This window comes from Dulcicalothrix desertica PCC 7102 (assembly GCF_003991905.1).
GTDB lineage: Bacteria > Cyanobacteriota > Cyanobacteriia > Cyanobacteriales > Nostocaceae > Dulcicalothrix > Dulcicalothrix desertica.
Genome location: NZ_RSCL01000003.1, coordinates 194,576 through 207,079 on the forward strand (window position 1 = coordinate 194,576; position 12,504 = coordinate 207,079).

General features: G+C 41.0%; 7 protein-coding genes. 4 read left to right on the forward strand and 3 right to left on the reverse strand.

The window, feature by feature from the left end; genetic code table 11:
• Nucleotides 1-62: 62 nt before the first annotated feature.
• A complete protein-coding gene (locus tag DSM106972_RS07550; RefSeq protein WP_127080122.1) occupies nucleotides 63-3,407 on the reverse strand; it encodes a type 2 lanthipeptide synthetase LanM family protein in 3,345 nt (1,114 codons plus the stop codon).
• 99 nt (nucleotides 3,408-3,506) lie between these two features.
• On the opposite strand from DSM106972_RS07550, the gene DSM106972_RS07555 reads away from it, so the two are divergent.
• Nucleotides 3,507-3,707 carry a hypothetical protein gene (locus DSM106972_RS07555; protein WP_127080123.1) on the forward strand — a complete coding sequence of 67 codons (201 nt, stop codon included), beginning with the start codon at nucleotides 3,507-3,509 and terminating at the stop codon, nucleotides 3,705-3,707.
• A 184-nt stretch (nucleotides 3,708-3,891) separates the two neighbouring features.
• On the opposite strand, the gene argZ is transcribed toward DSM106972_RS07555, so the two are convergent.
• Entirely contained in the window at nucleotides 3,892-6,000 is a 2,109-nt protein-coding gene (argZ, locus tag DSM106972_RS07560; RefSeq protein ID WP_127080124.1) for a bifunctional arginine dihydrolase/ornithine cyclodeaminase, read from the reverse strand.
• A 326-nt stretch (nucleotides 6,001-6,326) separates the two neighbouring features.
• Between argZ and DSM106972_RS07565 the strand changes: the two genes are divergently transcribed.
• The gene (locus DSM106972_RS07565) at nucleotides 6,327-7,391 is read left to right on the forward strand and encodes a spore photoproduct lyase family protein (RefSeq protein ID WP_127080125.1); all 1,065 of its coding nucleotides are present in this window, start codon (nucleotides 6,327-6,329) and stop codon (nucleotides 7,389-7,391) included.
• A 308-nt stretch (nucleotides 7,392-7,699) separates the two neighbouring features.
• Complete coding sequence (locus tag DSM106972_RS53230) at nucleotides 7,700-7,840, forward strand: hypothetical protein (RefSeq protein ID WP_233787872.1); 141 nt, start codon at nucleotides 7,700-7,702, stop codon at nucleotides 7,838-7,840.
• A gap of 9 nt (nucleotides 7,841-7,849) precedes the next feature.
• Here the strand turns inward: DSM106972_RS53230 and DSM106972_RS07570 are convergent, their stop codons facing one another.
• Nucleotides 7,850-8,656: a 3'-5' exonuclease gene (locus DSM106972_RS07570; RefSeq protein ID WP_127080126.1), complete on the reverse strand. Its 807-nt coding sequence runs from the start codon at nucleotides 8,654-8,656 to the stop codon at nucleotides 7,850-7,852.
• Nucleotides 8,657-8,916: 260 nt separating this feature from the next.
• Here DSM106972_RS07570 and dpdE point away from each other — a divergent pair, with 260 nt between their 5' ends.
• Complete coding sequence (gene dpdE / locus DSM106972_RS07575) at nucleotides 8,917-12,303, forward strand: protein DpdE (RefSeq protein WP_127080127.1); 3,387 nt, start codon at nucleotides 8,917-8,919, stop codon at nucleotides 12,301-12,303.
• Nucleotides 12,304-12,504 lie beyond the last annotated feature (201 nt).

The window sequence follows — 12,504 nt, forward strand, 5'->3', positions numbered from 1 at the left end:
TAAAAATTTCCCTCTTCAACTATTCAACAAAATAATAATAATAAGTACAGAAGGTTCTGTATTCATTCCCACAACAGCACAGAGGGTAATCTCTCTGGATAAGCCAACCTTAGTAACTCGTAACCAATGCCAGAGGTTCCTTGGAAGAAACTGAGGTTAAACACCTGCTTGGGTAAGTCTGTAAAAAGTTCATACGCCCCGATTTGTTCAGCCCTTGCTATTACACAAGCAGCTCTTTGTTGGGCAATTTCTCGTAATAGCGGACGTGATAGTTTTTGGGCAGCCACCAGCAGCACCTCAAACCTACCAAAATTGCCGCAGCAAAGGAAGTCCACATCTTGCAAGCTGTGATTTATTGTTGCCTGTAATGCCACTTCCACATCCTGATGGATTTCCTCTGTATTTAAAATAGACAATCCACCCAACCGTGCCAAGCCAATTCCAGGGGCGCCATTACACCAACTAGCCATAAACTTGAATTGACCATTTCGTTGAGCAATGGCACGATAGTCTGGCCAGTTTTGAGCAGCTTTTGAGAAGATACTGTGTTCGTAGGCAATTCCCTCACAAGCCGCCTCTAAATAGTCTTTGTCATGGGTTGTGCCATAGAGATGTAACAGGGCTAATGCAATACCAGCCGTTCCATGAGATAAACCAGCAGAAGGCTTTTCTGCAATAGTTTTCCAGGCTCTGGGACAATCATCGATGCTAATTCGATTCTTCAGTAGATGCTGACCACAGCATATTGCCTTGTCTAAGACTCCTGGCTCGCCAGTCTGATTATAAAGTGCTAACAACCCTAAAATTCCTCCTGCTGTACCTGTAGTTACATCAAAACTTTGGTCAGCGGCAATGACTTGAGGTGTAATCAGGTTAGCGAACCGCCGCGCATCTTCGAGAAGTTTTGTATCCGCTAGGAATTGACTAATTCTCACTAGAGAATAAATCATGGAAGCAACCCCTGTACCTGCACCAATCCCTATTTGCTGAGTTAATCTTTGCAGTGAGTTAGTGTCAGGTGTGTCTAAAAAATTACGCAATGATTGTAAAGCCCCTAGGACTAAGTCATGGAATTGGGTAGTACCCCTGACGTAATCCAAAGCTGCTAGAAACAAGGCAATGCCAAAATTACCTTCGTAGATACTATTTCCTAGAGGCTGAAATTGGAACCGTTGAGCATTGATAACGTAGCTCAAGCCAATCCAGTGAATGCTACCGTCAGCTCCAACAATCGCATGTTTCTGAATTTCTTGAGCAATGCGGCTAGCCTCTTGGAGCAACTGTTCCTTAGTGAGGGGATTGATTTGTGAGTAATCTTTATTCCCTTCTTGGCGCCTAGTCTCCTGCGCGCTTTCTGGAGTCTGCGCCACTCTAGCATAAAAAGCCCCTTGAATAATTGCCACCTGTTGAGCTAAATCTGTCTCATTGAGCTTTTGTAGCTGGGTAATTACTTCGTTGTAACTGCGTTCTTTTAAATAGTTTTTGATGGGTTGCTCTAGACCAACACTGAGGTCAGCACTGTCGGTGTTAACCTCAAAGTAGGGAATATCTAACTGTTCCATTGCCCTGGTTTCTGCCTGCAAAATTGCCCAAGCATTGGGTTTATTATCCTGAGTTACAACAAACGCTCGACTGAGGATGTCTAATTCAATGCTGCGGTCAATGCCATGACGGAGAAATTCGGGAACAAGGGTATTTTGTAAAACAAAACCGTAAATATGAGTAGCGCGGAAGATAAACCGCGCTTGAAGACCTTGAAATATTGTTAGAGGACTATCAGTAGCTAGTAGAGCGTCCCGCTTTTCCGTTAAGAAGCGATACATCTGCTTGAAACCAGAAACCAATTCTTCAAGGTAATCGTTAGGACATAGGGCTACCCCTTTCATAGTGGGCACATTTCCAGCGACTGGCTTTGTAACTGTCTCGTATACCAGATGCATATCATCTGTATTGACAAACTTTAATCGCTGTGAACGCCAAGGAATTTCCTGTGGGCTAACACTGCCCAAACCGCTGATGTCGTAACTAATGCGTTTATCTTTGTCAAAAACCCAGTAGGGTAATAGTCCAGTACGCAAGACTGAGTTTGAGAATATTTCCTTTACAGTAGTGTCAGCTTCTGTTAGTAGCTGATGATCTGCTATTGGTTTTGCTTGATGCTGCATTAAGGTTTCCATATCCACTAACACCAGATGTTCACCGTTGGCAATTAAATTCTCATGGTGACAATCATTTGTTCTCAAGGTATATAGTAGACACAGCAACATACCTGCGCGCTGGTAGAAACGTTGCGCCTCTGCTTCTTCTTTACAAGGCTGCTGCTCCACATATTCAACCCAGCCGTAGTTTCTGCGGTTGAGTACCTTCAGGACTTTAAAAGATAAAGGTATAGCCTGTTGATTGCACCATTCTAATAGCTTACTATAAGCTACTTCTAATTCTAGGTTTCTGGGTTTGTAGACGAGTTTCATCCCTGACTCAAAGGTGAGGATGATTACAGAGCGACCACAGTTATGGGGATCGGATAGGGAAAGTTTGATGTCAGTTGCTTTTCCTACCTCTGTAGAGTGATTGTATATTTGCTGAATTTCGCATATGTCAGTTTTTAGTCGTTGTAGAAACTCCACTGTTGCTTCTACCCAAAAATCAATGACAGTTGCTACTAACCTCCCCAGCACAGGGTATTTCTGGAAAAACGCTAATAATCCATCCTGTAACAATTTATCTACAAAGGTATTGTAGTAAACTTTGGTATTGTTACTTTGAACCTCTCCCATCAAAAGCTCAAGCAAACTGTATCCTATAGGACGAGAATGAGAAAATTCAAATTCTAAAGTTTTTCCACAGAGGTTTATGAGCTTTTGGAGTAAGCTGCGCTCCAGACTGAAGTAAGCTGTTTCTGAAAGCTGTTCCAATGGTAAATTACTGGGAGATAATGAACAAGCCCCTAAACGTGTTAGTAATTTTTGCCGCGCCACAGAAATAGCAGGCAACAGAACATCTTCAAAGGGCAACGGATTTTCAGGAGTAATGGGAAGTTTAGATTTTAGAATTTCGGTTTGGGAAGGATATTGGGTCACATTTTGAAATTTAAAGCTACTGGTTGTTTGAATAATTTCCCTCAAAGTCTCTGCCCAGCTAGGCAGGGCTTGAATATTTGCTTGAGGCTGCCCTCCCAAAACATAACGCACTACCTCAATATCCAACTCATCCCACTGCAGTCGAAGCAGAAATTTTTTCCAGTTCCCCTGTGCAACCACCTCACACCAGTGAGCTAAACGTTTAGCGCTGATCTGCTGTTCACTAACTTGAATAGCATCTAACTTGGATAACTGATTTTGAAGAAGTTCTGAGAAAGAACTGGCCTGAGCAACAATCTGTGCTAATTCGATTTGAGTAACCGTCATTTGCAAATGCACCCTTATTTACCTATAACCAATTGCAATTAACCTATAATTTTTAACACATTCAAGTAAAGATAACATAATAGTTCTTTACGTTTAGTCTTGTGGTTTAAATGCAATCCGGTAAGGCGCCTGCGCGATGCTGGAAATTGGCATATTGTGGACTTTCGACCTGGTTTACGACCTTTGTTTAATCTGGCAACTGCCCTTGTTGACCAGAAAGAAGCCTCTAGTACTGAATACCATCAAAAAGAGTCCGAAGTTACCACATCTGTACTTAGTCGTACAGAACGCTTGCGATAGATAAGAAACCTTGCCAGTGACCAAGGGCTGGTGGAAGACATTCTTTCTATTATTAGTGTAGAACCGGGGAATTTACCTTTACTAGAGTTTGCATTGTTTGCAGCTATCCACCCGTCTAAAGTTGGAACGGGCAAGGATGCCCATTCCACAACAAACATGGAGAATTAAATTTTTGGAACGTAAATTAGCGTGTGCTTACATAGGGACTGGTTAGTTTGTCGAGTTGCTGTATTAGCAAACTTAGGAATAAACCTACGTCTGTGACTACACCAACAGACTCTACGGAACCTCTATCACTTAATTTGGTTACGACTGCGGGGTTAATATCGACGCAAACCATTTTGACTCCCGCAGGTGTCATGTTACCCACACCTATGGAGTGCAACATTGAGGACAGCATCAATATCATTTCGGCGCCGCGAATATGTTCTGTATACTCAACTTGTGCTTTAACCAAATCCATTTGAGTATCAGGAAGAGGGCCATCATCACGAATTGAACCAGCAAGTACGAAAGGTACGTTATTTTTAACGCACTCGTACATGATTCCACCTTTAATAATTCCTGCTTCTACGGCTTTCGCGATGCTACCATGACGGCGAATTGTATTTATTGCTTTAAGGTGGTGGCGATGTCCTCCTCTTACAGAAACACCGCGTTTCATATCGACACCTAATGATGTTCCCATCATTGACTGTTCAATATCATGAACCGCGATAGCATTACCACCTAGCAATGCTTGTACATAACCTTCACGAATTAAACGCGATAAATGTTCACCACCACCAGTATGAATTACCACGGGTCCTGCGGTGACAACTACTTTACCACCTGCATCACGAATTTTACGTAATTCCCAAGCTACCTGTTCTACAACTAATTCTACACGGCGTTCGCTAGAAACACCTGCTGACATAAAGCTGAATTCTTCGGCATTACGTTTCTCGCGTGATTCGGTTTTACGAATAGTGCGAATACCTAAAACATCAACAACGACTTCTTCACCAACTTCTAAATCGCGTAACAATTTACACTTAGCAACAGTACCTTGAGGTGTTCGTGTAATTGCAATGGCGCCATCCATACGTTGGTTTTGCACCTGTATCCACTCACCACTAATACGCACTTCAGTTGGGTATATAGTAGTGACATAGAAATCATCAGGCGCCACACCATTTTTCTCAACAGGCTCAAGTTTAGCATCGCGTTCATCTTGGGGTAAATCTACCGCACCCAAATCAATTAAGTGCGAAAGAATACTTTCCATGACTTCGTGCGATGGTGCAGAAACTTTTACTTCTGCTGCCGAAGTACTTTGACGCTGTGTACCCAAGTTAAAGTTTAATACTTGGAAGCTACCGCCGTTATCGATAATTAAATCGAGCGCGCGGTTAATTAAACCTGAATCAAGTAAATGTCCTTCAAGTTTGAGTATACGACTTTCAACGTACACACTTGCATGAACTTCATCGCGTACAGGTTCAGTGGTGCGTAATGTCAAACATTTTGCGGCGCCACCTGCCTTAAGAAATTCGGTTAATGGAGTTTCGAGTATTTGAAAGCCAACTTCAGATAGTCGTGCTTTTAAAGCATCAGAAGCTTTATTCATTACGACAATATGGTCGATGTTAACTGCATTACAAGCAAAGTTAACTGCATCAGCTTCTTCAAGAATAATGCGTTTTTCTGGCGCTACACGCATTTCAATCATGCGGTTTGAATATGAATCAAAGGCGCCTGGATAGTAAAGTAAATACCCGTTAGCTAAAGGACAAAAACAGGTATCAAGATGATAAAATCTATCATCAATAAGACGTAAAGACAACACCTCAATATCAAGCCACTTTGCTAAATAAGGGTGTGAGTCTAATTCTGAACGAAAACCGTATGCAGCCCAAAGCCAGCGTCCTTCTCGGTCTAGAAGTGCATCACCGGCGCCTTCAAAAGGTAAATCTTTGGGAAGTTCGTAGACAGTATAACCATTTTGCTCAAACCAAGCTTTGAAAAATGGTTCTTCACCCTGCCGTTCTTTGTGTAAAAAGCGACTTAAAACAACATTTTTACCTAGTACTAAGCCAGCATTGGCGGTAAAAACCATATCAGGCACACCTTTTTCGGGCGCCACCAAATCTACAATTGCGTGTTCTTTGAGTATATGGTGTAAACCCTGCCACTGTTCAACAGCTTTATCGCGCGAAGACTTATGGATATTTCCCTCCATCCAAGGGTTAATCACATAGTCCACATCATAGTGGTCAGGAGCGCACATCAAAAACTTAATTCGAGGAGTCATAATAGTTACCAGCGTTTAGATGCCTAGAGCCTGTATTATATAGACCTGCAAACGTTATCGTACCTGAAATAGCAAAAAACGTCTGCTTTTTAATTTTGATTAAATAGCTTGGCAACGGATGCAACGGATGTAACGGATAGTTCTCTAGTTGCATCCGTTACATCCGTTACGTAATCCGTTGCCAAGGGCGCCTAAGAGCGAAACTACTACATCTAATTGGGTAAAATCCGGTATGCTCGGTAATTAGGGCAAGTATTATTATAAGAAGTATAGATATAGCAACGCTTCTGCTACAAGCTTGAATACAACTCAATATAAGACTAATTATGATGCTTGCCGATAAAGTTAGTACGGATAGCACCGAACTGCGTCCAGTTAAGTTATGGATGCCAGAACGAGTAGTGTTTACACCCGCAGCGCTTGATGAACCTTGGGGACAGAAGATTAAGCAGCGTATAGAAGCGCTCAATTTACCTATTGAGGAGTTGCCACGTAACCGTCTTACTGGTTTACGCGGAGAAACTGAGCGCGAGACTTATGATATTTCTAAGCGTACTCTTGCTGTAGTAACGGCGCCACCAAGTCAGTTTAAGCTTAGTCCTATTCCACCTTCTGCTGACTGGCAGTTCCATTTAGCTGAGGGTTGTCCAGCACATTGTCAATATTGTTACCTAGCTGGCAGTTTAAGTGGGCCACCAGTAATTAGAGCATATGCTAACTTACCGCAAATCTTAGATAATTTAGCTAAATATGAGCAACCTGGAAAGGCTACTAGTTATGAGGTTAGCTGTTATACCGACCCGCTTGGTATTGAGCATTTAACGGGTAGTTTAGCTGAGTGCATTCGTTATTTTGGTACTCGCGAAGATGGTTATTTACGTTGGGTATCGAAGTTTGATGCTGTGGAACCACTTTTAGATTTACCACATAACGGACATACTCGTTGTCGAGTTAGTGTAAATGCGGCGCCTATTTCTGGTAAGTTTGAAGGTGGTACTGCGTCAGTGGCATCTCGATTAATGGGACTTAGAAAGTTAGCATTGGCAAAGTACCCAGTTGGGCTAGTAGTGGCACCAATTATGCCAATGGAAGATTGGGAAATACACTACAGTAATTTGTTTGACCAAATTAGCAACGCATTAGACTTTGAATGTGATTTAACTTTCGAGTTAATATCGCACCGCTTTACACCTGGTTCCAAAGAAGTATTACAAAGCTGGTATCCACACTCAAAATTAGATATGGATGAAGAAAAGCGCAGCGTTAAGCGTAACAAATTTGGTGGTACCAAGTATGTGTACGATAACGATATTATGAAGACACTACGCCGCTTCTTTGAAGGTGAAATTGGGCGCCGTTTTCCCAATGCCAAAATCCTATACTGGACTTAAGAACTCCAAAAACTAAATTAACTATAAGAGTGGAATGGGCATCCTTGCCCGTTCAACAAACAATTTTACGTTTACTGGCTGAATAAACACATGTTCTAGTCACTTCTGTACAAACAAATTTTTCCAACTTTTTAGATTTATCATCTTTTTGATCCAACAAAAGTTTAAATAGCTCTGGGACAACATGTCCATATGTATTGGTACTGCCTACAGATAGAACAGCCAGTTCCGCATCAATTTTTTCGAGCAAATCCTTAAGGTCATCTCCATTCTTTGGGTATGCTCCATGATGCGGAATTTTTACAATATTGGCGTTTAATTCATCTGGTTGGCAAATTTCAATACATTCTTTTAGTCCGGCGCCTTCAAATAACGAATCAACTATCCGTTACATCCGTTTCACATCCGTTGCCAATCTACCCACCAAAACTTTTGACACAGACCACTAGATTATATATTTACCGTTTAACTCTCTGACTCTCCCAAACCTGTTTAATTACTCTTTTGGTAAATATCGAAAAATTTGCTTCCATCATCCAGTGGTAGTATCCTGGGTTTTTCAAAAGCACATCTATGACAGGTTGCCCTTTATACTGACCAAAATTGAATATCAAATTACCCTGCTCGTCGGTAATTATTTTATTAGTAGGGTCAACTAAGTTAAAGGGCGTAAAATCAGCTAAACTATCTATATTATTAGTTACAGGGTAAGAGAAGTTTCCATCTTTGTCTTCATATGCTACATTTTCATACCGCAAAAGTTGAGCTTTGAGAACTTCGTATGTGGCAACAATATCATTTTCTGCATCATGGGCGCCCACTAATTCTTTTCCGCAGTATAATTTATATGCGGCTTTTAGTGTACGAGGTTCCATTTTATGAAATATTGTCATGACATCGATAAATTTTTTGTCTTCAATATTTAATTCTATACCCACACGTGAAAATTCTATTATTAGCAAAGGGATATCAAACTTATTAGAATTAAACCCTGCAAAATCACCATCTTTAATATATTCTGCTAATTTTACAGCTATTTGGGCAAAAGTCGGTGCCTCTTTTACATCTTCATCATGTATATTATGTATCTTTGAGGCTCCTTCAGGAATAGGAATAGTTGGATTGAGTAGAAATTTTTTTATTTCCTGAGTTCCGTTAGAATATACTTTTAAAATCGCGATTTGTACAATTCTATCTTGATTTATATCTACACCTGTTGTCTCTAAATCAATAAACACTAACGGACGTGTTAAACTTAACTTCACTCGGTATCTACTCCTAATAATTAAGGCTATAGTCGGCGCCTATTTTATTCTAATTTTTATAGGTATGGAGTAAATTAGATGATGTCAAAAATGTCACTTTGTATAATAACAGGCAGGGATGCCTGTTCTACAATAATAAAAATGCGATACGTTGCGTTATTAAGATTTGTTGAATAGCACGGGTGTGCAAGTTGATTAAGAGTTATTAAAGAGATATCTTATTTAAGGTTTAATGCAAAAGTACATGTGGGACTACCGCTATGATTCAAATTGGTTCACTAGTACGTTCGCTTGATAATGAACTAGGTACGGGAAAGGTAGTTCAACATAGTAATCAAGACGTAGTAGTTGAGTATTTCTGCTCAGTAGGGCAATGTATTGAGGAAACAGTACCTTTAGGTGAGTTGCGTCGGGTAACACTTCAGCGTCAAACTCGTTGCTACGTAAAGTCAGAGAGTGATAGATGGTTGATAGGAAGAGTTTTTGGTTGGGATGAAAATCACGGCGCCTATCAAATTGATTTGCCTGACAGTAAAACTTTGTTTGCTAGGGAGCGGGATGTATATGTTCGCTGCAATTTGCCTATCGAAGACCCTATCGATATATTGACGTATAAGGGTCAAGAAACGCCTTATTTCCACCAAAGACGTTTTGCGCTGGTGAAAAACCTAACTTCGCAACGCGCGGTTAGTCGAGGAATGACGGGGTTAATTTCTGCGAATATTGAGTTGCTGCGTCATCAGGTTGAAGTTGTGCGTCGGGTACTTGAAGACCCTATTCAACGGTATTTGTTAGCTGATGAGGTCGGACTAGGAAAAACGGTTGAAGCAGGCGCCATTTTGCGTCAATATTTACTCGATGACCCAGAGAGACGTGCGATAGTATTGGCGCCGCAGTATTTACTCGAACAGTGGCGTACTGAGTTGAAGAATAAGTTTTATCTGTCGCATTTTCCCGATAGGGTAGTATTAGCAGCGGTTGAGGATGTTCACAAAGTTAATGCAAAAGCTGATATTGGGCTAATAATTATAGATGAAGCTCACCACGTAGCAGCGATGGCAAGGTCAACGGATGCAGTAAAGCGCAGCAGCTTTGGAGCTTTTAAAAAGCTTGCTCACCAGTCAGAGCGGTTGCTACTACTTTCTGCGACTCCTGTCGTCAACAACGAGGAAGATTTTTTGTCAATGTTGCATTTGCTCGACCCGACAAATTATAAATTAGATGATTTGGAAGGTTTCCGTGACCGGGTGGCAAAGCGTCAAGATATTGGTCGAGTATTATTGTCGTTTCAAGAGGGTGCAAATCCTTTCGTCCTCAAAAATCAGGTTACACAACTTTGCAGTTTATTTCCCGAAGATAAATACTTATCAGATTTGGCAGAAAAGCTACAAAATTCTTTACAAGAAAAAACTGGTAACGAAAATAAAATAGTTAGAGCGATTCGGACTCATATTAGCGATACATATAGACTTTACCGTCGAATGCTGCGTAATCGTCGCGCTTCTGTGGAGGATGTAATTTTTGACAGGAATGTGGCGCCGAAAGCTGAGTATGATTTAGATGAGCGTGTTTACGACATTCATGAGTTAATGGAAGAATGGCGTGGGTTGGCGCCTGATAACTCAAACTATCACCGCATCTTTTTACTATTGTTCCGTGCTAGTGGTACTTGGTTAGGAATTTTACAGCAAGTTCTCGAAGCGCGTTTGAAGGGTAGTTTTCCTCAAGTGTTGACGAAAGAGTTTGACACAGACAGTTTGAATATTCTGACTGAAACTCCCAAATTCGACAAAGAAGAGGAAATTTTACAAGGTTTGCTAAAAATTCTTGAGAAACCCTCAGAAGATGGCGACCGTTTGGTGTTACTGAGAATAGTAATACTTTACAAGCTCTCAGAAAACTTTAAACTCCAATCGTTCCGTAGTAATTTACCTAAGTTACTCGAACAAGTGCAATTACGGTTAAGAAGACCAATACCTGGAGATAAGCTACCAAAAATAGTGATATTTACCAGTTATGTACAAGTTTGCGCTCAAATCATCAAGTTTTTGCGAGATAGTTTTGGAGAATCATGTATTGCGAGTCATTTACTTGGAGAACCACGAGCGCAAGTAGAAAAGAGTCTTGATAGATTTAAAAATGACCCTAACTGCTTTATTCTCGTTTGCGACTATTCGGGTGAAGAAGGTCGTAATTTGCAATATGCTGACTCGATGATACATTTTGACTTGCCTTGGTCGCCAAATCGTTTAGAGCAACGAATTGGTAGAATTGACCGTATTGGGCGCCAGTTGAATGTAGAATTTACGGTATTTGCAGGCGCCGAGATAGATGACAGTCCCCACGATGCATGGTATCAATTGTTGAAAGATGGATTTAATATCTTTGAGCAGTCGATAGCAAGCTTCCAGTTTTATGTTGATGGGAAACTGCCACAGCTAGAAGCAACTTTGTTTAAATCTGGGGCAAATGGGCTTTTAGAAAGTGTAGAGCAAGTTAAACAAGAAATAGGCGCCGAGCTTGTTAAAATAGACGAGCAAAACACCTTAGATGAAATTAACGCTCTCGATGAAATCGCTAGCGAGTACTTTGAAAGCTTAGATAACTTTGATGCTCAACATCAAGAAATCGAGCGAGTTACCGAAGACTGGTTATGTAACGCTTTACGATTAAAGCAGCTAAACGACCCAAATGTCTCAGCAGCACAGCGTTATGAACCAACACAGAAAACCCTAATACCCATTGACGATTTGAGAACTTACTTCGTGGGGTTAACAAACGATACAGGTACATATAACCGAAGAGTTGCCAATCAAAAACCCAACGTCAACCTGTATCGAATTGGTGAAGGTTTAATCGACTCATTATCATCTTATATACATTGGGATGACCGAGGTCAAGCATTTGCCATGTGGCGAGTTGACGATAGTTGGGAAAAGAGCGAAGGTGCTGAATGGTTTGGTTTTAGATTTGACTACATTATCGAAACCGACCTAAGTAGTTATAAAATAGACCCAATCAAGTACAAAACACTACAACGTCGTGCAGATAGCTTATTTCCACCAATCATCCAAAGTATCTTTATCGACGCACGCAACGAGCCAATGAGCATTGTTGAAGACGAAGCATTGTTAGAAATATTACAACGCCAGTACAAAGGCAAAGGTAAACCGCCAATTAAACCGCCAATTAAAGCTGCCGATAAAGCTGCCGCCAAAACAGCTAGTAAAACACCTCCAAAAGGCGCCAACAACCAAGATTACAACCTAGCAAAAAGTCGTTTGCCAATACTAGATAACTTTATACACCCAGACGATTGGCAAGATTTTTGTCGCGACGCGCGTAACACATCTGTAGAGTTACTAATTAGCCAAGATAACTTTATAGAAATGTGTGACAAAACAGCAGCAAGCGCAGAACAAAAACTAGGAAGACGACTCGAACAACTGCGTTTACGTCTCAACCGCATCAAGCAACAAGAAAAAATGATCGACAAATCACTTACCCAAGAAGTAATAGAAGAAGCCAAACTCAATCAAGCAATAATAGAAGGTATCCGTCACCCCAATATTCGCCTTGACTCCGTAGGCTTCATTATCGTTTCCGGGCGCCCTCCCATTACTGGAGGAGAAACCGAAGACTGGTAATAGTCCTGTATTTGTGGAACGGGCATCCCTGCCCGTTTGTAACATTCAAATGTATGGTGCGGGACGTCACGCACCAACTATTATTTTTTACCACAAAGACACACTCAACACAGAGAAGAAAAGCAAAGTACGGCGCCTTGAATATGGGCAAAAAGCCATGTACAGCAATACGTTTATAAAAATTATAAGCAATTATCTACT